This is a genomic window from Brevundimonas sp. Leaf280 (assembly GCF_001422455.1).
Classification (GTDB): domain Bacteria; phylum Pseudomonadota; class Alphaproteobacteria; order Caulobacterales; family Caulobacteraceae; genus Brevundimonas.
In genome coordinates, this window is sequence record NZ_LMNC01000001.1 from 460,312 (window position 1) to 482,583 (window position 22,272).

Sequence of the window (22,272 nt, forward strand, 5' to 3'; positions counted from 1 at the left end):
GTTCACCCGCTCAATTCGCGTTGATGCGGATCTGAACGATCCTGAGGCTCTCAAAGGCTTCATCGCGACACGCTCGGCCGCCGATGCGCTCATCGCCATGGCGCGGCACCGCTCTGAGACCGGACATGCCGCGTTCACCTGGACGGGTCCTTACGGTAGCGGCAAGTCGAGTTTGGCCGTCGCCCTCGCCGCCCTCCTCCGCGACCCGAAAGCCTCCACGCTCTTCGACGGTCTCGGCGACAATGTTCGCGAGCCCCTCTTTGACGCCTTCAGCGGCGTCAGTCGCTGGATCATCGTGCCAATCGTCGGCCGCCGGGCCGACCCCGAAGCTGTCGTTGTTGAGGCCATATCGAGCGCAAAAGGCTGGAAGACGCCGCAACGGCGCCCTGGCGTCTCTTTCGGCGATTGGCTGCGCGAGACGCTCGACGCCAATCCCGGTCGAGGCCTTGCGCTGATCATCGACGAGATGGGCAAGTTCCTCGAGCTCGTCGCTCAGGAAAACGCCGACGTTCACGTATTCCAAGATCTCGCAGAGATTAGCGCGCGTTCTGACGGCCGCCTCATGGTCGTCGGCATCCTGCACCAGGCCTTCGACGAATACGCCAATCGTCTATCGCGCGAAGCGCGCGACGAATGGGCCAAGATCCACGGCCGCTATGTCGACCTTCCCGTCAGCCTAGCCGGCGAAGAGCAGGTCCTGCTCATCGCTCAAGCGATTGAAGGCGAAAAGCCGAGCGCGCCCAGTCGGGCCGCCATAACCATCGCGGCCGCGATGCGCGGCGGTCTCGCCAGTGAAGGCCTGGCCGCCGCGCTTGCGGCCTGTTGGCCTTTGCATCCGCTGGTCGCGGTCCTTCTGGGTTCGATCTCGCGACGCCGGTTCGGCCAGAGCCAGCGCAGTATTTTCGGCTTCTTGACCTCGGCGGAACCCTACGGTCTGCAGTCGCATCTGCGCGACCCCGCCATGGTCGGGCAGGTCTATGGGCCGGACCAGCTGTGGGACTATCTGCGCGCCAACCTAGAGCCCGCGATCCTCGCTTCGCCCGACGGCCATCGCTGGTCCACCGCGCTCGACGCCGTTGAGCGCTGCGAGGCCCGCGGCGGGGGCGGCGACCATCTTCTGGTTTTAAAGACCCTGGCGCTGCTGGATCTGTTCAAAGACCGCTCCGGTCTGTCTGCAACGGAAGCCGTCCTCGCTTCCGCCATGCCCGAGCCCGAGGGGCTGGGCGAAATCCTGGCTGATCTGACCAAATGGTCCGTCACGGTGTTCCGGCGTCACATCGGGGCCTTCGCCCTCTATGCCGGCAGCGATTTCGATATCGACTCCGCCGTGGCCGAAGCGCGCCAAGCTGGGGTCGCCGTAGATTATCGCCGGCTCGCCAAACAGGCGGGGCTCCAACCTGTCCTAGCCAAGCGGCACTATGAGTCCACAGGCGCATTGCGCTGGTTTGAGGTGGACCTCGCGCCGCTGCACGAGGCGCAAGATCGCGTTCGTGCCTATAAGCCGGCGCCCGGGTCGGCCGGTCTCTTTCTGCTGCTCGTAAGCGGGCAGGGCGAGAGCGAGCGCCAGGCCAAGGTCATCACCCGAGCGGCCGCCACTGTAGGAGGCGACGCCGTTGTCGTTGCCGGCTGGACCCGCGACAGTTTCCGTGTCCGCGACATGGCGCTCGACCTTGCCGCGCTGGAGCAGGTGAGGGCGCACCGCGCCGAGCTTCTAGGCGACGCCGTCGGCCGCCGCGAAGTCGACGCCCAGATCGCTCGCTTGTCTGCTGACCTCGAAGACCGGCTGAGCGTCGCCTTGGATGTCACTGACTGGGCCTCCCCGAACGGCGCGCCCAAGGGGCTTTCGACGGCCGGCCTAGCCGGTTTGGCTGGGCTCAGCGTGATGGCCTCAGACCTGGCGGATTGGCGCTATCCGTCGTCGCCCCGCCTGCGTAACGAACTGGTCAACCGCACCAAACCCTCGTCCAACGCCGTCGCGGCCACCCGCGCCCTGCTGCGGGCCATGGTCGAGGCGAGGGGCGAGGCGCGGCTCGGCATCGAAGCCTATCCTCCGGAAGCGGGCCTATTCGTCAGTCTCATCGAAGCGGCAGGCCTCTACCGATTGGAAGGCGATCGGTGGGTGTTTGGAGGGCCGGATCGCACCGACCCTGCCAACCTCAATCCTCTCTTCGACGCCGCCGAGGCTGCCATTCGCCACAGCGACAAGCCGATGCCTGTATCGGATCTATATGCCCTGTGGCGCGCGCCGCCCTTCGGGGTTCGCGACGGCTTGATGCCGATCTTGGCGGTGGCCTTCCTGCTCAGCCTACAGGAGCGGGCGGCGGTCTATCTGGACAATGTTTTCAGACCTCAGGTCGACACCTTCCTCGTGGATCGCCTGATGCAGGAGGCCGATGCGATCGCCTTCCGTTGGATCGACATGAGCGAAACACATGTCACCATGGTCGCCGAGCTCTCTAGTCGTCTCTCCGAGCTGGGAGAGCCGGTCGCGCCGACCGCACTGGACGTGGCCAAGACCTTGGTGCGCCACGTGCGCGGTCTGCCCAACTGGGCCCTCAGGACCCAAACCTTCAGCCCTGAGGTTCTGGCGTTCCGCAATCTGGCGAAATCATCCCACGATCCGAACCAATTCCTCTTCCAAGAAACCCCACCCGTGTTCAGTCCGCCGTCTCGCACGCTCGACGGCGTCGAGCTCGCGGACCATATCGTCAGCGCCTGGAAGACCCTAGGGGAGGCCTATCCCGCCATGTTGGACGGGCTGATGGCGCATCTGTTCAGCGAACTGCGTGTGCGGGAGCCGCGCGGGGACCTATCGGCCCTGCAGCGGCGCGCGGCGGCCCTGAAGTCGGCCAGCGGCAACTATCGCCTCAATGCGCTTGCGACCCGGTTGGAGACCTTTAGAGGGACCCTCGACGACATGGAGGGGATTGCCAGCCTGGCGGCCTCAAAGCCATCGCGCGAATGGGTGGATCGCGACGTTGACGCTGCGAGGATCGAGCTGGCGGCGCTGGCTCAGCAGTTCCTAAAGACGGAAACCTTCAATCGCGGCGCCGCAGGAGGCGCTGGGCGGACCGCCTTCGCCATCTATATGAGCGATCCGAGCTTCCCCGCACCCATGGCGCCAGAGCTTGACCTGGACGCAGACGAACGCCGCCACGCCGACGCGCTTGCCCTGAAACTGCGAGCCCTGCTCGATGCGGAAGCGCAGTCCAGCGCAATCGCCTTGGGCGCCTTGGCGCAAGTCGGCCTTCACCTGTCGAGCGATCACATGAAGCTGGAGCCTGTGTCGTGACCGACGAAATCCACGTTCTCGGGGTCTCCGGCGGGCGCGATAGCGCAGCGCTGGCGGTTTATATGCGACAGACCCGGCCTGAGCTCGACATCACCTATTTCTTCACCGACACCGGCAAGGAGCTGCCCGAGGTCCATGAGTTCCTCGGCCGCCTCGAAGGCTTCCTCGGCAAGCCGATCCTGCGCCTGAACCCTGACTACGATTTTGATTTTTGGCTGAAGGAATACAAGAACTTCCTGCCTTCACCGCAAACGCGCTGGTGCACCCGACAACTGAAGATCAAGCCGTTCGAGGAATGGGTCAAACCCATGGTCCAGTGCGGCAAGCGTGTGCACAGCTATGTCGCGATCCGCTCCGATGAAGACTACCGCGAAGGCTACGTCTCAGGGCAGGAGGCGCTGAAGGTGCACCTGCCCTTCCGCGAGGCCGGGATCGACAAGGCGGGGGTCACCGAGATCCTTGAGGCCGCCGGCGTCGGTCTGCCCGACTACTACCGCTGGCGCTCGCGAAGCGGTTGCACCTTCTGCTTCTACCAGCAGAAGATCGAATGGGTGCGGTTGCGTGAAGAGCACCCCGATGCGTTCGAGGAGGCCAAACTTTACGAAAAGACGGCCATCGAGCATGGGTCGCCCTTCAGCTGGAGCCAGGGCGAAACCTTGGAGGAGCTTGGGCGCGAAGAGCGGGTGGGGGCCATCCGCAAGGAATATCAACGCCGGGTTGAACGACTGAAAGCCAAACGCCCCGTCAACGTCCTAGCCGACGACCTGCCGATTGATTTGGATGAGGTCTATGGCGCCGCTGGAAAGCTCTGCATAACCTGTCATAAGTGACGCGCAGCGCGACGGATTCCGCCATGGAAGCCCTCTCGTCGCTCACAACTTAGACACGCTGGACGCTTGGGGGAGTGACAGGATGGCAGACCAACGCCTCGGCCGTGCGGCCCACACTTGAGTTCGACGACGGACTATCGCGGTAAAGGCTACCCCTTCGCCTTAGCGGCCGAGCGGACCCCCTTGTCTTGGGCGCGGGCGGTCGTCGGCGAACCAGTGGTAGCTTTGATCGGCCTGCTCGACGACGCGCTCTCCAGCGAGGCGAGCCTGCGCGCCATAGCGCGCGAGATGGGCGATCCCATCGCTCTGCTTCAAGCCGCGCAATCCCGCGACCCGATCATCGACACTCTGAGCCTGGAGAAGCTCAAGGAATTGGCGAGCGAGTTTGGCGTCGCCCACGATCCGATGGTCTCGCTGGCGCGTCGCCTGTCGAGCGCGCTCGCTCAAGCCGACGATCTGCGGCCGCTCTTTTCATTCTTTGGCTTGGGGCGAGAGCCCGAAGCGCTCGGCCGACAGACGCCTGCGCTCTATAGGGTGGACGCCGCCTATCCGCTCTTCGATCACCAGCGTCGAGCCGCTCTAAAAGTGGAACGTCTGCTCCATCAACAGCCGCGACGCGTTCTGCTGCACATGCCGACAGGCGCCGGCAAGACGCGGACGGCGCTTCATCTGGTGTGCGATCACCTGCGTCGGTTCGGCCCAACCCTTGTCATCTGGCTCGCCAATAGCCCAGAGCTTCTCGATCAGGCTGCAGAAGAGTTCCAGACAGCCTGGAGCCAGCTCGGCGATCGGCCGGTTACAGTGGTCCGGTATTGGGGCGCCGCGGCTCCCGATCTCGGCAATCTGCGCGACGGTTTTCTCGTCGCCGGCTTCCAGAAGATGCACGCCGCCTACCGGCGGGATCCCAACCAGCTCATGGTGCTCGGCGATAGAACGACGCTGACCGTGGTGGATGAAGCTCACCAGGCGATCGCCCCGACCTATAAAACCGTCATCGACGCCCTGGCCCATAAACACCCGCAAGGGCGGCTCTTGGGCCTATCCGCGACGCCCGGGCGGTCCTGGGATGACATTGACGCTGACGCCGAACTGTCCGCCTTCTTTGGAGGGCGTAAGGTCGTCCTCGAAGTGGAGGGCTACCCCGATCCCGTCGCCTATCTGATGGACAACGGCTATCTCGCGCGCCCGAAGTTCAAGACCTTGAACACCGAAGCCGGACCCAAGCTCAGCGCCTTCGATCGGGCTGATCTCGCCGACACCCTTGATGTGCCTGAGGAGATGCTCGAGGCCCTCGCCGACGACGAGCAACGCAACCTCAAGATCGTCAGCGCCGTCGAAGATCTGATCACCCGACATAGACGCGTCGTCGTATTCGCCGCGAGCGTTCGCCACGCCCATTTGGTTAGGGCGGTGCTCACCGCGCGCGGCCATGAAGCTTTAATCGTGACCGGAGAGATGGAGCGACGCGCCCGCGAACGCGCCATCCGCCGCTATAAGGGCTCTTCGCCATTGCCGATCGTGATGTGCAACTACGGTGTGCTCACCACAGGCTTCGACGCGCCGCAGACCAGCGCCGCCTTGATCGCTCGCCCGACCCGCTCCCTCGTGCTCTACAGCCAGATGGTGGGACGCGCGACGCGGGGTCGCCTCGCCGGCGGAGCCGACGAGGCCGAAATCATCACTGTCGTGGATCCTGATCTGCCGGGGTTCGGCGACGTGGCCGACGCATTCAAGAACTGGGAGGATGTCTGGAATGACTGACGTGAGCGAACGGGGAAGCAGTCGGATCATCCCTACGCATCTGGCGGTCACCGCCATGCGCGACAGCGGCTATAAGAGCACAGCCTATGCGCTCGCCGAACTGATCGACAACGCGGTCCAGGCCGACGCGAGCGAAATCGAGCTGATCTGCGTCGAAGAACGACCGTCAGACGCTAAGAAATACCAACGCGCGCGGATCGCCCAGATCGCCGTCGTCGACAACGGCGACGGCATGGACGCCGAGACGCTCGACAAGGCCCTGCAGTTCGGCAACGGCATGCGCCTCAAAGATCGGTCCGGCATCGGTCGCTTCGGCATGGGCCTGCCGAACGCCTCCATCTCCCAGTGCCGGCGGCTCGATGTCTGGAGCTGGCAAAACGGCGTCGAAAACGCCATCCATTCCTATCTCGACGTCAGTGAGATCGAGGCAGGCCAGGTCGAAGACGTACCGGCCCCCACCCATGCCGAACTGCCCCAGGAGTGGGTGGATCGCTCCGACATCCTTGGGCCCAGCGGCACCCTCATCGTCTGGTCGCAGTTCGACGAGCACCGTCTCACCTGGTCGTCGGCCCGCAGCACGCTGGCCAACACGGAGAACCTCGTAGGGCGCATCTATCGCCGGTTCATCGACGCCGGCGAAGTCGACATCCACCTCGTCGCGATCTCAGACGGCGATACGGTCTTCGATCAAAAGGCCAAGGCCAACGATCCGCTCTACTTGATGGCGCCGACCTCCACGCCCGCGCCTTACGGCGACACCCCCATGTTCCAGCGCTGGGGCGAGGTGGACCATCAGTTTGATGTCGCCGCCGAAGATGGCCAAACCCATCCCGTCACCGTGCGCATTTCTTGGGCCCGCCCCGACACCGTCTGTCAGGACGGCACCAATCGCGGGGGGACGCTTTACGGCAAACACGCCGCCAAGAATCTCGGCGTTTCGGTCGTTCGGGCGCGTCGCGAGCTCGAGCTGGACGACAATTGGACCAACTCCTACGACCCGGTCGAGCGCTGGTGGGGCGTCGAGGTGGAGTTTCCGCCCGAGCTCGACGAGATCTTCGGCGTGACCAACAACAAGCAGGCCGCTGTGAACTTCGCAAGAATGGCCAGCTTCGACTGGACCGATGAAGCGGAGGCGGGCGAGACCTCCATCGCCTTCCAGGAACGGCTGCGGGAGGACGGCGATCCTCGCGGGCACCTGATCAGCGTCACCAACTATATCCGCGAGCAGCTGACCGAGGTGCGTAAACGCCTTGAGGCGCAGACCAAGGGTACACGGGGCGGAAAGTCCTCCCGGCACCCTCAGACCACGACCGACGATCGCGCCACGCGCGCTTTCAACGATCGGTCTGAGAACCGCCCCATCGAGTCCGACAGCGAAACTCTCGACGACGCGGCCAAGGAAGCCCTCGTCATCGACCTGGAAAAGAAGCGCTATGAGCCCGAGATCGCGCGTGAAATCGCTGAGACGGCCCAAGACCGCAAGCGCAAGGTCCTGTTCCTCGTCGAGGACTGGGAGAGCTACGCCTTCTTCAAGGTCGAGAGCAAACCCGGCGGCATTACCGAGATCGTCTTCAATAGCTCCCACCCGGCCTACAAGCGGGTCGTCGAAGTGCTCTCGCCTGAGTTTCTGCAAGAGCAAGGGGAGGGCGCGCTTCTGCGGCGCCTCGACGACGCCTCGCAGACTTTGAGGATGCTCTTTGCCGCCTGGGCGCGCCTGGAGATCGAGGAGATGTCCAACAATCGCAAGGACGCCCTCAAGAGCATGCGTCAGGACTGGGGGCAGATGGCGAAGGTCTTCTTGCAGGTTGATGAGGACCTCGACTGATGAGCCAGCCGGGAGACGCTTTGTCGGCCCTTTGTCGCGAGGCCGAAGACCGGCTTCTGCTCGTGGCGCCCTATATCAAGGCCGCCGCGCTGAAGCGTCTTCTAGACGAGACGCCCACGAATGTGGCCGTCGACATCGTAACGCGGTGGCGGCCGGACGAAGTGGCGGCAGGCGTGTCAGATCTCGAAGTGCTCGACCTTGTGACGGCGCGCGCGGGCGGTCGGGTTCTTCTCTGTCCTCATCTTCACGCCAAATACTACCGAACGGGTTCGTGCGCCCTCGTAGGGTCAGCCAATCTCACAGGCGCTGCGCTGGGATGGTCGACAGCTCCCAATCTGGAGCTTTTGGTCGCCGTGGATCCCGGCTCTGACGCGCTTCAAGCCTTTGAAGTCGAGCTTCAAGCCGCCTCGCTGCAAGCCGACCGTGTCATTCAAAAGGCAGTTCGCGAAGCGGCAGACGTCATCAAGGCCCTCCTGCCTCCGCGCGCGGAGTGGGCCGACATGGCCCAGACGGTCTTCACGCCCGGGTTTTGGCTGCCGACCTGCCCACGGCCCGACCTGCTCGCACGCGTCTATGACGATAGCATCGGCGATCACATGCTCAGCAATGCGCTCAGGCATGCGCGGAACGACATCGCCTATATCAACCCGCCCGGAGGCCTCTCCATCCCCGGCTTCAACGCCTTCGTGGCGGCCGTGCTTCGCCAGGTCCGCTGGATCCGCGAGCTCGACCGCATGACGGCCCAAGGCCTCACCGATCAGAGTGCAATCGAAATCATCGAACGCGGCCTGCCGGAGCACCACGACTTCAGCGCCGAAGATCTGTGGGGCGTGACCAAGGACTGGCTCATTCACTTCTTCCCAGGCGAGTACGAACGGGTGCCCGCCGGCGAGATGCTTCGCAAGCGCCGCATCGCGCTTTGAAGCGGTTTCGCAGCGGCGTTGACGCGCCTAGAAAACGCGGCCTGTTCGCAGGCTCGACCATGTGCGATTCTGCGAGTCACGCGCGCGACTTCGGCTTGGCAGGATTTCGATGACGACGGCCCCCGATCCCGACAAAGACAAGGTGGTGTTCGAGCAGCTGTTCACCCAGTATCGAACCCTGAATGAACAGCTCAACCGTATCCCGCCCTTCGCGGTGACCCTGACCGGGGGGTTTTGGTACATCGCGGTCGTGATCAAGAGCTATGGGGCCCTAGGCCCAGGCTACGAAAGCCTCGCGCGATTTTGCCTGATGATGTTCGCTTGCATGTGCAACGTCATGCTAGTTCTGATCGCCATTCGTGTGCGCGATGTGATGCGCGCGTACGAGACGCCGCTCAGTGCATACGCTGCGTCCGAGTGGCCCAAGACAGGCCGGGGGCGCGTGCCTTTCCTGGGCGATTACTCAATGATCGGCATGTACTGCACCCTCATCCTGGGCGGGGCGCTTCTGTCGTTCGTCGCCGCCTGGGTTCTTTACTGGAGCGCCACCGGCCAACCCGTCCGTAATGGCGTGATTGGTTGTTTGGCGGCCGTGGTTGCCCTGTTTCTGGGTTACGTTTACCTGCCGAGGCTCGGACGCAAATGACCGCACGCGCTCTCAAGGCGGCGCCGACGCCCGTTGATGACACGGTCGGCTGGTACGATCGCACCGCGGCCGCCTATACTGCCGACACCCTGGCCCGCAATCCCCTCGATCTTCAGGCCGGCTTCTTGGCGCGTTTGCCCACAGGCGGCGCGATCCTCGACGCCGGAAGCGGCTCCGGGCGTGACACTTTAGCCTTCCTCGGCGCCGGCTATGACGTCGACGCCTTCGATGCGTCAGAAGCGCTCGCGAGATTGAGCTCGCGGCTGACCGGCCGTCAAACCGAGCTCTCGCGTTTTGAGACCTATGATGGCCCGAAGGCCCGCTACGATGGCGTCTGGGCGTTCGCGTCGCTTCTGCACGTCCTTGAAGCAGACCTTCCAGATAGCGTTCGACGACTACAGCGTGTGCTCAAACCCGGAGGGTGGCTGTTTGCGAATTTCAAACTCGGGCAAGGCCAACGGATCGACGAACGAGGCCGGCGCTATACGGACATGACGCCAGAGCGCGTGAGATCGCTTTTTGACGACCCTGAGGCCTGGAGCGAGGTCTCGACGACCGTACAAGTCGCAGAGGCCGCGTTCGGCGCGCCAACCGGTTGGGTCAATGTGTTCGCGCGCAAGGCAGCTTCGTAAGAGTTCGAGGTCTCAACCGTAGCATCGCCATGGCTGAACCTCCTTACATTCACTTTGCGCGTATCCGAGGTTCGAGTGTGAGCGAATAGCTCGTGCTTCGCCCTCCGCCCGAGTCTTTCTCCAGCAAGCCGCGCTGCACCAAGTCACTTATGTCCCGGAGCGCCGTATCCGATGATGTCTTCGCTAGCGCCGCCCATTTGGCGTTGGTGAGCTTTCCATCAAACCCGTCGAGCAGGCGGTTCAGCACCTTCCTCTGGCGTTCGTTCAGCGGCTGGTCGGACAGGGCCTCCCAGAAGTGCGCTTTGCGCATGACGTTGGCGAGGATGGTCTCGGCGCCGTCGAAGGCGCGGTCGAGGCAGGCGATGAACCACAGCAGCCAAGCAGTGATATCCAGGCCGCCCTTCTGCGTCGCCTCCAGCGCCTCGTAGTAGGCTTTCCGCTCGGCGTGAATCTGGGCGGACATGCTGTAGAAGCGCTGGGCCGTGCCTTCGGCTCGGGCCAGGGCGAGGTCGGCGATGGCGCGGGCGATGCGGCCGTTGCCGTCGTCAAAGGGGTGGTTGGTAACGAACCACAGGTGGGCGACGCCGGCCTTCAGCACCGGGTCGGGCGCGGCGGCTTTGAACCAACGCAGGAAAGTCGTCGTTTCGGCGTCCAATCGGTCGGCGGTCGGAGCCTCGTAGTGGACGCGTTCGCGGCCGACCGGGCCGGAGACGATTTGCATCGGGTCGCCGTCGGGGGTGCGCCAGGCTCCGACGGTGATCTTGATCATGCCGCTGCGGCTCGTCGGAAAAAGGGCGGCGTGCCAGCCGAACAGGCGGTCGGCGCTGAGCGGCTCGGCATAGTTCTGGGTGGCGTCGAGCATCATTTCGACGACGCCCTCGACGTTGCGATCCGCCGGGACCAGGCCGACAACGTCCATGCCTAAGCGGCGGGCGATGGAGGAGCGGACCTGGTCTCGGTCCAGGATCTCGCCCTCGATCTCGCTGGACTTCAGCACGTCCTCAATCAGGGTGCGGAGGACGGCTTCCTCGCGTAGCGGAAAGCCCAAGGCCTCCATCCGTCCGATCAGGCGGCCTTGGCGATGGCGGACAGCGGCGAGCGGTTGGGCGAGGGCGCTATCGTCCCAGGTCAGGTTGGGCCAGTCGGCCAGTTCGTGGATGTAGGTCATATTTGCCGCGCTTTCTGCGGTGAATGTGTAGGCTATTCGCCGCAAGAGCAAGTGGTAATCACCGTAAATTTTGCGGTAAATCCCGGTTGTATTCGCCGCATGAATCTCGATCAGGCCGCGAGTTGCCGGGGTTCACAGGGCTGCAATGCGATGGACACGCCTCTCGTCGCCAGCGGACGACCGACGAGATCCTTAAGTCGAGCAAAGGCCGTGGCGCTGCTGCAGAGAATGCGCCTTTCGTCGGGCTCCCATCGAGCGTGATCCAGATAGCTTACGGCCGCGCCTTCCCCCGCGATCTGGACAACCGCCTTGCGGATGTCGGCCTGGGCGAACGGAAGGAGCCGCGCCGGCGTCCCTGCGCCGACATCGTGTCGTCGGCTTTCGGCGGCGCGAAAGTTACTAATGGGTTCATAAAGGTATTGTCGGTCACCGGTGACCGGTTTTCGTGTCCCTGATGTCCGCTTTTCTGGCGTTTGAGCGGTCGCCTGTGGCCGCTTTTCGTGGGTTTGATCGGCCGCCGATGACCGGTTTTGCGGCGCATCGGCCGCTTCGTCGGGAACGGTCGCGCGGCAGATGTTGGTGCGGCCGCGTCCCCTCCGGACCTCAACCTCCAGATAGTCGGCGGTCTGAAGTTCGTCGAGCAGACGTCGCAGTTGGCGAGGGCTGACGCCCAAGCTAGTCGACATGCTCTCCTGGCCGCGCCAGGCGCCGCCCTCGCAGGGGTTCAGGTCGTGGAGGATGAAGCCGGCTACGGCCTTGGCCTGGAGGCTGATCGTGGGATCGCTGGCGATGCGCTGATGCCAGGCTAGTTTCTCGGCGACGAAGTTTTCGGGATCGAGGCGGCGGCTCATAGGCGCGCCTCCGACGTTGCGGCCGGGCGGAGGAGGGGGTAGAATCCCTGCGGCCTTGAGTGTTGTGCCAAGCCCATTCGAACCCCGCCAAGCGCTGCAACGCTGGCGGGGTTTTTCGTGTCCGAGAGGCGTCCCGATGGGTTAGCCAAACGGGTAAAATCCCTAGGGATTTCAATATGAGCCGTGCACCCCGTTAGACGTAGCAAGGCATTGTATTCAGGAGAAGAAATGACTTCCTCTCTGTCCGCCACGCCGAACTCCCTAAACGGCAAGTCTGCGAGAGCAAGGAAACACCCCCGACGTTCCGGCGTGTTACCGCTTGGGCGTTGCCCAGAGCGCGTCTCTGCGCGCCTTTAGCCCTCCTCAAAACCGCATCAACCTGACGCCAGTCTTCAGTTTCGAGCGGCCAGTCCGTTTTCGGCCGTTCCCTGTTTACAGGGAAATAGAGGGAAATCCGGCCAGAATCACTTCTTCGGCTCAGACCCCACAACGGCCTTGGAGCCAGGCATGTCGGGCTCCATTGGGTATGGCAGCATCAAATTCCCGCAAGGGATAACAGGGAAAATAAGTGCCCCGAACAGGGAGCGTCTTTTTAGGATTAGGGAATGAAATCGACCGGATCGGGGATCGCCAAGCGCCTCAGGCGGCGAACATCGCTCGCTGTTCATCCCAGTCGAGTGGCAGGCCGCGATGCATGATGGCGTAGAGCGAGAGGGCCTCGGGCGCAGTCCCATCGAGGACCGCCTGTTTCAGATCTGGCGCCAGGAACGCCACCCGAAGCATGCGCGAGGCATAGGATTGATTGAGCTTCTCCTCATCCGCAATCGTTTCGAGCGTCGCGCCGTCGCCACCGATCAAACGCCGCTTCCACGCCTCTGCTCGCACAAGCGCGGAGCCTAAGGCTGGATCGATTGACTGGCGGGTGATGGCCACGCCGCCGCCCGGACCCACCATGGCGATGCCGCCACCGCGATTGAACGAAGCGCCAGGCGCAAGAATGGAGCATCTCCGTCGCGCTCTAGCTGGCCGAGCCTGAGCTTGCCGTGGCTGGTGACGACGTTCGCGTCGCAACGTGTCTGGTCCAGTCGCACCACCAGCTCGTGCCGGTGGATCTCCACACGATCGATCATGTCCCGCACATTGAGCCAGTCTTCACTATCGGCGGCGTTGGCGAGAAGCGTGGCGACCGCCTCGCGGACCATAGTCTCGATGACGGGAGCGGGGACGCGCTTGTGAACGCCGGCTTCGTCAGGCCTGCCCCGCTGAGCCACGCATGAGACGTAGTAGCGATAGGTTGCGCCACCCTTTCGCGAGGCGCTGACCGGCGACATCAAATGTCCGGGCTGTCGTAGACCAGGCCAGTGAGGGGCGCGCCGCGATGCGGTGGTCGGGCCTTGCCCGGCTGCCGACGCCGCACGCTCAAATCCAGGAGCGCCTGGGCGGCCTCCAACGTCTCTCGGTCGATGATGCCACGGTGCTGCTGTGGATACACGGCATCCCTATGAGGGATGTCGCCGACGTAGATCGGGTTGCGCAGCATCTGATAGAGCACACCGCGAACGAGCGGCACGCCGCCTTGGGCTTCAGCCGCTCGGTTGATCCATCGCTTTGAGAGCACGCCGCGCGCCTTCAGCTCGGCGACCAGCGTGTTGACGGATTTGATTTCGAGGTAGCGGGCGAACATCCATCGCACCTCCGCCTCGGCAGGATTGATCGTGAGCGTTCATTCGTCGGGATCGTAGCCAAACACCGGCCGACCTCCCATCCAAAGGCCCTTCTTTTTGGAGGCGGCGATCTTGTCGCGCATGCGCTCGCCGGTGACCTCACGCTCAAACTGGGCGAAGGACAGCAGGACGTTGAGCGTCAGCCGGCCCATGGAGGTCTTGAGCCCGCGTTTGCGCAGTGCGCCCGCCATGGCGCCGCGCACCGAATGCGGCTGCCAGCCCGTGGCGTCCATCATCTGCTTCATGGTCGCGCCGTCGGAGGCTTTGAGCAGCCCGGAGAGCAGGTCCAGCTTCGACATGCGTGGTGTTGTGTCCACGGCCACAACTGTGGGGCTAGTGGTTTTGGTCATTGTGTCCTCGGTTCAACAGGGGCGGTTCGCCTTCTACCGAGCCGAGCTCGCTGGCTGTCTTCCCCGCGGCTTGATAGATCAGCTCAGTGCTGACCGTGCCGCGCGGACGCCGAGGGGATCAAACCCACAACCCGAGCCTAGAGACCGAGGCGAATTCCGCTCATGGCGCATTGCAGACTTACTAAGAGACGGCGCCTTGCACCTAATCGGCATTGCCAGAAATCGGGCTGGCATTTTGGATGCGGCTTGGTCACGACCTGATACGTCGGCTTTCCGATGCATGAGGTGTTGCTCTAGTTAATCCGACCGAAGAACCGGAGCCGGGCGTCGCGAAAGGGCGTGCAGGGCCGCCACACCGCCGCCTAGAGCCGCGACGCCCGTGGCGCCGGTGAGAAGAAGAACGACGCCGGTCCAGTCCACGCTCCATGTCGCCTTGAAGGCGAGGGTCACGACTGGCCAGGCGCCGGCGGCGCCGAGAAGGAGGCCGGCGAGCCCGGCAATGGTGCCGACCAGGCTGTATTCAACGAGGTAGGCGGTCAGGATCTGGGCGTGGGAGCCGCCCAGCACCTTGAGGACGGCGGCCTCGCGCGCCCGCTCGCGCACGCCCGCCGCAATAGCTCCGATAAGAACGAGCAGGCCCGCGAGACCGGCGACGGCCGCGGCCCCGCGAATGGCCAGGGCGAGGCGGTCGAACAGGGTGGCGGCGGCCTCGAGCTGCTCGCGAACGCTGATGATATTCACCTCTCGGAAGTCTGCGCCCAGCGCCTGGGTCAGGGCGCGTTCTTCGGCGGGCGAGGCGCGGGCGATGGCGACGCTGCGCGGATTGGCGCCTTGGATAGCGGCGGCGTTGAGGACGAGCAGGAAGTTGGTCCCGAACCCGCCCGGCTCGGTCCGACGAAGGGCGGCGATGCGGACGTCCATCTCGCGGCCCAGCAGTTGTAGGGTCAGGCTGTCGCCCACCTTGAGATCGGCGGCCTTGGCCAGATCCCGCGAGAGGGCGATTTGCGGCGGACCGGCATAGTCGGCGGCCCACCATTTGCCGGACACGACATTCGCATCGTCCGGCGCGCCGGCCAGGGCGGACAGGAGAATATCCTGATCGAAGGCCCAGCGTTCGCCTTGAGGCAGGGCGTCCACATCGACCGGCGCGCCCTTCAACCGCACGATGCGCCCGGTCAGGAGGGGAAGGCGCCGATAGCGATCCGATCCGGGCGTCGCCATCACCTTCGCCACCGCCGCATCGAATGCGGCGCCGCGATCGGCGGGGATTTCCGTGAAGACGACGGATGGGGCTGATCGTGGTGCGACCTCGGTGATCTGGCCCAGCAGGCTGGACTGGATCAGGACGACCATGGCCAGAAGCGCGACACCCAGGCCGATGGCGGGGGAGGCGGTGCGCGCCGCCGAGCGCGGGCCGGCGAGATTGGCCAGCCCCAGGCGCACCGCACCGCCGGCGTGTCGTCTCAGACGCCCGGCCAGGAAGGCCGCCGCACGGCCGAGCGCCCACAGAAGGGCGAAGGCGACGACCGTGCCGGCGATCAAGGCGACCGCAGCAAGTTTCGACGGTGCAGTCCAAAGAGCCAGGCCCGCCAGCCCGATCGCGGCCAGGACAGCGAAGACCAGTTCGACGCCGAGGACGGGTCGGTCGGTGAGCTGGCGACGGAACAAGGCGGAAGGCGGCGTGGCGCGGGCGCGGGCTAATGGCGCGAGCGCGAAGGCCGCGGCCGCCAGAAGGCCGAACGCGCCCGCCTTGGCCAAGGGCGCTGGATAGACAGCGAAGAGGGCGGGGATGGGCAGGCTGTCCTTCGCCAGCACGCCGATGGCGAGCGGCACGATGGCGCCGATCACGAGCCCGATGAAGACCCCGACGGCGGCCAGCACGCCGATCTGGATCAGATAGATATTGCGGATCAGCCCGCCCTCGGCACCCAGCGCCTTCAGCGTCGCGATCGACGGCTTCCGGCCTTCCAGATAGGCCGAGACGGCGCCCCCGACGCCGAGTCCGCCGGCCACCAGGGAGGCCAGACCGATGAAACCCAGGAAATACTCCAGCTGATCGATCAGCCGTCCGGCGCCAGCGGCGGCCTCCGACCGATCTCGCGCTTCAAGCCGACTTTGCGGAAACCGCTTTTCGATGCCAGCGATGGCGGCCTTGGGATCGACGCCGGCGGGAAGGGCGATGCGCACCGCATCGCCAAACAGGCCGCCGGGCGCGAGCAGGCCGGCCTGTTCGACGGCGGGAATCGTCGTCACCACGCGCGGCCCTAGCGCAAAGCCCCGGCCAAGTCGGTCGGGTTCGGCCAACAGGACGGCGCGGGCGACGAACCGCGCGCCGCCGACGGTGAAGGTGTCGCCGAGCTTGAGATTCAATCGGTCCAGCAGGCCCTGTTCGACGACGGCCCCCGCTAAGCCGTTCTCGACGCGCAAGGCCGTAGCCAGATCAGGGGCGCGCGACAGTTTTACCGCGCCGACCAAGGGATAGGCGGCGTCGACCCCGCGCATATCGACCAGACGACGCTGGCCGGTTCCGGTTTCGGCCATGCCGTTGGCCCTCACCGAATAGGCCACGGGCCCCAGGGCGGAGAAGGCGGCGCGTTGGTCAGGGCTGAACCGGCCCTGGTCGAGGCTGAAGATGACGTCGCCGCCGAGAATCTCGCGCGCTTGGCTGGCCAATCCTTGGCGGAAGGCCTCCGCAGTCGATCCGGAGGCGGCGATCGCCGCCACGCCCAGCGCCAGACAGGCCAGAAAGATTCGAAACCCCGCAATTCCGGAACGGAGTTCGCGGCGGGCGAAGCGGAAGGCGAGTTTCATGCAGAGGCCAAGGCCGAAGCGACGACCCGGCCGTCGCGCATCGTCACGATCCGATCTGCGCGCGCGGCGAGACGGTCGTCATGGGTCACCATGACCAGGGCCGCGCCGCTGTCGCGCAAGAGGTCGAACAGCAAGTCGGCGACCAGGGCGCCGTTGGTTCCGTCCAGATTTCCGGTCGGTTCGTCAGCGAACAGCAGTTCGGGCCCGACAGCCAGGGCACGGGCCAGGGCGACGCGCTGCTGCTCGCCGCCGGACATCTGATGAGGATAATGCGACCGCCGGGCGCCGAGGCCGACCCGTTCCAGCCAGTTGCTCGCCTGCGCGACCGCATCAGGCCGATGGGCCAACTCGAGCGGCGCGGACACATTCTCCTCGGCCGTCATATTGGGCAGCAGGTGGAAGCTCTGGAACACCAGGGTGGCGCGCCCCCGACGCAGACGGGCGCGGCCGTCCTCGCCCAGCGCGGCCATATCCTGACCGAACAGCATGGCCCGGCCCCGGGTCGGGGTTTCCAGCCCCGCGGCGATGGAGATCAGCGACGACTTGCCCGATCCGGAGGGGCCGACGATGGCGACCGTCTCGCCTGGCGCTACGACCAGGTCCACGCCACGAAGAATCTCCACTGGGCCTGCGGTCGAGGGCAAGGTGAGGACGACGCCGTCGAGGACGAGCGGAGCGGCTGAAGCCATCGATATGTCGCCTGCTGGATTGGGAGGAGGAAAGCCGGTCCCTATATGGGTGTGCAGATCATGACTCCAAAGCCCCCTTCGCCCATGCCGCCCATCCACCGCCGCACGCTCTTGACCGGAGGGGTGGGGCTCGTCCTTGCCGGATGCAGCGCCTCGAAAGAGGACACGTCAGAGGCGCCGGCTAAGCCCTCGGTCTCGCCTTCACCCACGGCTGCACCTTCGGACGGACCCGAAAAAATCGTGACCCTCTTGGGCGATTCCATCACGGCCGGCTTCGGCCTGCCTTCGGCCGAGGCTCTGCCGGTGCGCCTGGAAGAGGCGTTGAGGGCAAAAGGGCTCAGGGTGAGGGTTCGCGGCGCCGGGGTGTCGGGCGACACGACCGGCGGCGGACTGGCCCGGGTCGGCTACAGCGTCCAGGACGACACCGACCTGTGCATCGTCGCCCTGGGGGGCAATGACATGCTCCAGGGCGTGGATCCCAAAACGGTCCGATCCAATCTGGAGGCGATCATCGCCTCGCTGAAGGCGCGCGATATTCCCGTCCTGCTCGCAGGGATGAAGGCCCCGCCTCAGTACGGCGCCTACGCCGCCGAGTTCGACCGCATCTTCGCGGACCTGGCGCGCAAGGAAGATGTTCCGACCTATCCCTTCCTGCTGGAAGGGGTTGCTCTGGATCGCCGTTACAACCAGCCCGACGGCATCCATCCCAATGCTGAAGGGGTGCGCATAATCGCAGACGGTTTGGCGCAGGTCGTCGAAAAAGCGCTGTCTGTGTAGTCGAGGACGCGGCGACGTTAAGGGCTCGCGCCGCCCCCGAGTGCTCATCGCTTTGTGCGGCGGAGCTGACTGTTGTTTGAGAAAAATTCCTGTCTGAGCGTCCTATGCCGAAATCCAACGACACGGTGCATCTGCGCTTCACGCTAAAGGGCCAAAGCGGTCCATTCTGGCAGACCAATGCAACAGTGGCCTCGGTCGCCAACGGAACCGCCCTGCTAGACGGCCTGGATCGTCAGATCGCCGCCCGTATCGCCGATTTTCGCCGAGCCGGGGAGGGCCGTTGGACGCTCGATTTCGAAGTCCGGGCGCGGCCGTGACCGCGTCGCTATCCTAGTTTCTCCGCACCGCATGCCTAAATGCCGAAGATCAAAACGTGCTGCTGGCCGGCAGCGCCGCTGTCAATGTGCGGCCAAGGCGCATCGATATCGCCTTCAAGAACGGCCTTTTAACCAAAGCGTCGTTCAGTGAGCCCCTCTGAAGTCCACCTCGAAGACCTTCGCAGATGGCTGAATTCGGCGGTAAGCGGCCCTCTTGGCGAATGACAGCCTGGTGTTGGTTCCGAGCCGACAGCAGGACGCAGGGGAGGCGGTAAATCAACTGCCTTTGAGAACCCTTATTATAAAGTTCCCACACGCACTGTTTGTGCATTTCAGACGTCGAGGGTCGACTTGCCCTCGAACGTGATCTTATCGACCGCTTCCCACGGGCCGCCCAAGTAGCGCCAGACGAGCAGGCCTTCAGCCAGAATGTCGAAAGGTTCGAACTCAAGTTGAAGCTGCTCAAGCAGTGTTTTGGCGTCTGCGGGCTCGACCTTGTTCTGGATCGTGATGTGCGGCCGGAACGGGGCCTGATCTTGGCGGGTCAGCGAGGGCGAAAAAGCGTCCGCGAGTTGTCCACGCAGTCGGTCCAGATCGGCGGACGCCAGGCGGTAGGCCACGCCACGCCCCAAGGACCACGGGCCGCGTACATCGAGGCGGATGGGCGTCTGCCGCCGGCACGCCGACTTCAGCGTCTCCAACACGAAGTCTTCCTGCGCCCCAGGGAGCGCGTGGAACAGGGTTAGATGAGCTGGGATGAAGTTGCGGTGGCGGGGAAAGTGCGCCTGGCGCAAGCCGTCGAACCAGTCGAAGGCGCCGTCGTCCAGGGCTGCGGTGATGATGAGCGGCGGCTGATCTGCCACGATCAAGCCTCCCGCCGGGCCAAGCCGCGCCGCCAGGCGTGGGCGGCCGCGCGATGGAGCGTCGCATGGCGGCGCGCCAGACGATCAATGTCGTGGTCATATCCACCGCCGATGACTCCGACGAGCGGCGCGACCGCCAGACAGGTTTCCAGCACATAGGCGTCGCGCTCAGCCAATCCCTCGTCGCTCAGCGACAGTCGCCCCAGCCGGTCGCTTTCGTGCGGATCGACGCCGGCGATGTAGAAGACGAGATCCGGTGCAACGCGTTGAAGCAGGTCGGGCAGAACGTCTTTGAGCCGGGCGACATAGGCCTCGTCGCCTGTTCCGTCGAGCAGGTCGATATCTAGATCGCTGGGCCCCCTACGCACCGGAAAATTCTTCTCGCCATGCATGGAGAAGGTGAAGACGCGAGGTTCGTGTTCGAAGATGAAGGCGGTTCCATCGCCCTGATGGACGTCCAGATCGACCACCAGGACCTGGCCGACTTCGCCATTATCGAGCAAGGCTCTCGCGGCCACGCCGATGTCGTTGAAGACGCAGAAGCCGGCGCCGCCCATCGGGCCGGCATGATGGCTCCCGCCGGCCGTGTTGCAGGCGAGGCCGTGGCGAAGGGCGAGACGGGCGGCTGTCAGCGTGCCGCCGACGGCGGCCTGCGTGCGTTCGACGACGCTTCGCGTGATGGGCAGGCCGATGACACGTTCGACCTTCGGCGGAACGCGGGCGTCCAGCACCTGGCGCACATAGTTGGGATCATGCACGGCGGCGAGCAGCGAGAAATCCGCAGGTTCGGGCTCCCACAGCCCCTCCGGTCCGATAATTCCCTCTTCTCTCAGCACCTCGACCAGGCGCGCATATTTCTGCATCGGAAAGCGATGACCCGAGGGCAGTGCGGCGCTGTAGGCCGGGTGATAGACGATCGGGGGAAGGGGGCCTGGGACGGACATGGGTTTCGTAGAGAACGTACTAGGATTGATGACGCTGCATCTAGTTTGCCGACCCTCGGAAGGCTCTCTGCAGAAACACATAAGGATAGCCTTATGTATTTTGCGTGCTCATCCATTCCGCGCGGCAGTGGCTACGAAATTAGGGTAACGATAGTGGCGATCATGCAATCGAGCTATCAATCTTGAACGAGGCGCAACGTGTCTGACCCATCTCCAATCATCGATCGCATCGTCGTCGTTGGCGGCGGGACGGCGGGGTGGATGGCGGCGGCGGCGCTGGCGCATGCGTTCGAGGGCGCCGGCAAGATCGTGACCCTGGTCGAATCCGAGGCGATCGGCATCATCGGCGTCGGCGAGGCGACGATCCCTGAAATCCTGAAGTTCAACGCGCGCTTGGGCATCGACGAGGCGGACTTCCTGCGCGAGACCAAGGCCACCTTCAAGCTGGGGATCGAGTTCGACGGCTGGCGACGCGAGGGCGAGCGCTATTTCCATCCCTTCGGCGCCTTTGGGCTGGATATGGAAGGCATCGCCTTTCATCATTTCTGGCTGAAGGCCTGCGCCGAAGGCGGGGCGGAGCCGTTGGAAACCTATTCCATGGCCTGGCAGGCCGCGCGCCGTGGCCGTTTCTTTCATCCGCAGGGCGGGCCGCAGTCGCCGCTGTCCAGCCTGGGGTACGCCTATCATTTCGATGCGGCGCTCTATGCGGCCTTTCTGCGCCGCTTTGCGGAGGGGCTGGGGGTCGTCAGGTGCGAAGGGCGGGTGGTCGAGGTCCAGCAGGCGGCGGATGGTGATATCGCGGGCGTCAGGCTGGACGACGGGCGGGTCGTCGAAGGCGACTTCTTCATCGATTGCACCGGCTTCGTCGGCCTTTTGATCGAGCAGGCGTTGGCGTCCGGCTACGAGGACTGGAGTTCTTGGCTTCCGTGTGACAGCGCTGTCGCCGTCCCATGCGAACGGGAGGGGGCGTTGTCTCCTTACACGCGGTCGACGGCGCGCGAGGCCGGATGGCAGTGGCGCATCCCGCTGCAACACCGGGTCGGCAACGGCTACGTCTATTCCTCGGCGCACATCTCGCATCAGGCCGCCGAGGACGCGCTGATGTCGCGGTTGGAGGGCACGGCCCTGGCCGAGCCGCGTCGCCTGCGGTTCGCCACGGGCAGGCGCAAGGATTGCTGGAAGCGCAACTGCGTGGCGGTCGGACTGTCGAGCGGATTCCTCGAGCCGCTTGAATCGACCAGCATTCACCTGATCCAGAGCGCCATCACCAAGCTGATCACCCTGTTTCCGTCGCACAAAAACAGCGACGGCCTTCGCCGTGAGTTCAACGTGCTGATGGAGGAGGAATTCGTCACGGTCCGCGACTTCCTGATCCTGCATTACAAGGTCAATCAGCGAGCGGGATCGTTCTGGAGCCAGGTGCGCGACATGCCGATCCCGGACCGGCTGGCGGCCAAGATCGCCCTGTTCGAGGATACGGGTCGGATCGTCAGGCGCGACCATGACATCTTTTCCGAATCAAGCTGGCTGGCGGTCGCGGTGGGGCAGGGACTGACACCACACGGGCGTCACCCGATTTCCGACGTCATCGGTCATGACGCCAATCTGGGTCGGCTGTCGGCCATCCGTGACAGCATCTGGCGCACGGCCGACGCCCTGCCGACGCACGAAGATGTTCTGGCGACGACGATGAATCGCAAGGCGTTTTGAGACCGGGCCTGCCGCCTGAAAGCCGTGTCAGCAGACTGGCGTCCTTCGCAATGGTGGGCGCGCGCCGCTTCTGAACCCGCTGATCAAAAACGCGCCAAGCTTGTCGAGAGGCGTTGACATCGCTGTCAATCAGTAGTCCAACACGCTCGCGGACGGTCG

The 22,272-nt window shown here is 64.5% G+C and carries 21 protein-coding genes; 10 read left to right on the forward strand and 11 right to left on the reverse strand.

Annotated features, from left to right (window positions below):
* Positions 1–10: 10 nt before the first annotated feature.
* Positions 11–583 carry a hypothetical protein gene (locus ASF31_RS14370; protein ID WP_156355828.1) on the reverse strand — a complete coding sequence of 191 codons (573 nt, stop codon included), beginning with the start codon at positions 581–583 and terminating at the stop codon, positions 11–13.
* Here ASF31_RS14370 and ASF31_RS02245 point away from each other — a divergent pair.
* The 7 genes from ASF31_RS02245 (at position 563) to ASF31_RS02275 (ending at position 9,909) form a co-directional block, all read left to right on the forward strand.
* Positions 563–3,292: an ATP-binding protein gene (locus ASF31_RS02245; protein ID WP_156355829.1), complete on the forward strand. Its 2,730-nt coding sequence runs from the start codon at positions 563–565 to the stop codon at positions 3,290–3,292. The genes ASF31_RS14370 and ASF31_RS02245 overlap by 21 nt on opposite strands.
* Complete coding sequence (locus ASF31_RS02250; RefSeq protein ID WP_055753116.1) at positions 3,289–4,122, forward strand: phosphoadenosine phosphosulfate reductase family protein; 834 nt, start codon at positions 3,289–3,291, stop codon at positions 4,120–4,122. Before ASF31_RS02245 ends, ASF31_RS02250 begins: the two co-directional genes overlap by 4 nt.
* Before the next feature lie 225 nt (positions 4,123–4,347).
* Positions 4,348–5,883, forward strand: a complete 1,536-nt coding sequence (locus ASF31_RS02255; protein ID WP_200918532.1) for a DEAD/DEAH box helicase — start codon at positions 4,348–4,350, stop codon at positions 5,881–5,883.
* A gap of 55 nt (positions 5,884–5,938) precedes the next feature.
* The gene (locus ASF31_RS02260; protein WP_200918533.1) at positions 5,939–7,708 is read left to right on the forward strand and encodes an ATP-binding protein; all 1,770 of its coding nucleotides are present in this window, start codon (positions 5,939–5,941) and stop codon (positions 7,706–7,708) included.
* Positions 7,708–8,631, forward strand: coding sequence for a phospholipase D family protein (locus ASF31_RS02265; RefSeq protein WP_055753118.1), 924 nt, complete (start codon positions 7,708–7,710; stop codon positions 8,629–8,631). The genes ASF31_RS02260 and ASF31_RS02265 overlap by 1 nt, the downstream gene beginning before the upstream one ends.
* A gap of 109 nt (positions 8,632–8,740) precedes the next feature.
* Entirely contained in the window at positions 8,741–9,277 is a 537-nt protein-coding gene (locus ASF31_RS02270) for a hypothetical protein (RefSeq protein WP_055753119.1), read from the forward strand.
* Positions 9,274–9,909, forward strand: coding sequence for a bifunctional 2-polyprenyl-6-hydroxyphenol methylase/3-demethylubiquinol 3-O-methyltransferase UbiG (locus ASF31_RS02275; protein ID WP_055753120.1), 636 nt, complete (start codon positions 9,274–9,276; stop codon positions 9,907–9,909). Before ASF31_RS02270 ends, ASF31_RS02275 begins: the two co-directional genes overlap by 4 nt.
* A 49-nt stretch (positions 9,910–9,958) precedes the next feature.
* Here ASF31_RS02275 and ASF31_RS02280 read toward each other — a convergent pair whose 3' ends face one another.
* From ASF31_RS02280 to ASF31_RS02315, 8 genes are all read right to left on the reverse strand, one after another.
* Positions 9,959–11,077 carry a Fic family protein gene (locus ASF31_RS02280; RefSeq protein WP_055753121.1) on the reverse strand — a complete coding sequence of 373 codons (1,119 nt, stop codon included), beginning with the start codon at positions 11,075–11,077 and terminating at the stop codon, positions 9,959–9,961.
* A gap of 110 nt (positions 11,078–11,187) precedes the next feature.
* A complete protein-coding gene (locus ASF31_RS02285; RefSeq protein ID WP_055753122.1) occupies positions 11,188–11,928 on the reverse strand; it encodes a hypothetical protein in 741 nt (246 codons plus the stop codon).
* 639 nt (positions 11,929–12,567) lie between these two features.
* Positions 12,568–12,861: a hypothetical protein gene (locus tag ASF31_RS02290; RefSeq protein ID WP_156355831.1), complete on the reverse strand. Its 294-nt coding sequence runs from the start codon at positions 12,859–12,861 to the stop codon at positions 12,568–12,570.
* Positions 12,825–13,259 (reverse strand): hypothetical protein, encoded by a 435-nt coding sequence (locus tag ASF31_RS02295; protein ID WP_055753124.1) that lies wholly within the window; start codon positions 13,257–13,259, stop codon positions 12,825–12,827. Before ASF31_RS02295 ends, ASF31_RS02290 begins: the two co-directional genes overlap by 37 nt.
* The gene (locus tag ASF31_RS02300; protein ID WP_055753125.1) at positions 13,259–13,612 is read right to left on the reverse strand and encodes a recombinase family protein; all 354 of its coding nucleotides are present in this window, start codon (positions 13,610–13,612) and stop codon (positions 13,259–13,261) included. The genes ASF31_RS02295 and ASF31_RS02300 overlap by 1 nt, the downstream gene beginning before the upstream one ends.
* A 39-nt stretch (positions 13,613–13,651) precedes the next feature.
* A complete protein-coding gene (locus tag ASF31_RS02305) occupies positions 13,652–13,951 on the reverse strand; it encodes a DUF3489 domain-containing protein (RefSeq protein WP_055753126.1) in 300 nt (99 codons plus the stop codon).
* A gap of 348 nt (positions 13,952–14,299) precedes the next feature.
* Positions 14,300–16,813: an ABC transporter permease gene (locus ASF31_RS02310; RefSeq protein WP_055753127.1), complete on the reverse strand. Its 2,514-nt coding sequence runs from the start codon at positions 16,811–16,813 to the stop codon at positions 14,300–14,302.
* Positions 16,810–17,502, reverse strand: a complete 693-nt coding sequence (locus ASF31_RS02315; protein WP_055753128.1) for an ABC transporter ATP-binding protein — start codon at positions 17,500–17,502, stop codon at positions 16,810–16,812. The genes ASF31_RS02310 and ASF31_RS02315 overlap by 4 nt, the downstream gene beginning before the upstream one ends.
* A 240-nt stretch (positions 17,503–17,742) precedes the next feature.
* Between ASF31_RS02315 and ASF31_RS02320 the strand changes: the two genes are divergently transcribed.
* A complete protein-coding gene (locus ASF31_RS02320) occupies positions 17,743–18,279 on the forward strand; it encodes an arylesterase (protein ID WP_235551221.1) in 537 nt (178 codons plus the stop codon).
* A 104-nt stretch (positions 18,280–18,383) separates the two neighbouring features.
* Positions 18,384–18,596: a hypothetical protein gene (locus ASF31_RS02325; RefSeq protein ID WP_055753129.1), complete on the forward strand. Its 213-nt coding sequence runs from the start codon at positions 18,384–18,386 to the stop codon at positions 18,594–18,596.
* A gap of 332 nt (positions 18,597–18,928) precedes the next feature.
* On the opposite strand, the gene ASF31_RS02330 is transcribed toward ASF31_RS02325, so the two are convergent.
* Together ASF31_RS02330 and ASF31_RS02335 are read right to left on the reverse strand one after the other, a co-directional pair.
* Positions 18,929–19,459: a 2'-5' RNA ligase family protein gene (locus tag ASF31_RS02330; RefSeq protein WP_082464971.1), complete on the reverse strand. Its 531-nt coding sequence runs from the start codon at positions 19,457–19,459 to the stop codon at positions 18,929–18,931.
* A gap of 2 nt (positions 19,460–19,461) precedes the next feature.
* Positions 19,462–20,403, reverse strand: a complete 942-nt coding sequence (locus ASF31_RS02335; RefSeq protein WP_055753131.1) for a histone deacetylase — start codon at positions 20,401–20,403, stop codon at positions 19,462–19,464.
* Between the two features lie 198 nt (positions 20,404–20,601).
* Between ASF31_RS02335 and ASF31_RS02340 the strand changes: the two genes are divergently transcribed.
* Positions 20,602–22,113 (forward strand): tryptophan halogenase family protein, encoded by a 1,512-nt coding sequence (locus ASF31_RS02340; RefSeq protein WP_082464972.1) that lies wholly within the window; start codon positions 20,602–20,604, stop codon positions 22,111–22,113.
* Positions 22,114–22,272 lie beyond the last annotated feature (159 nt).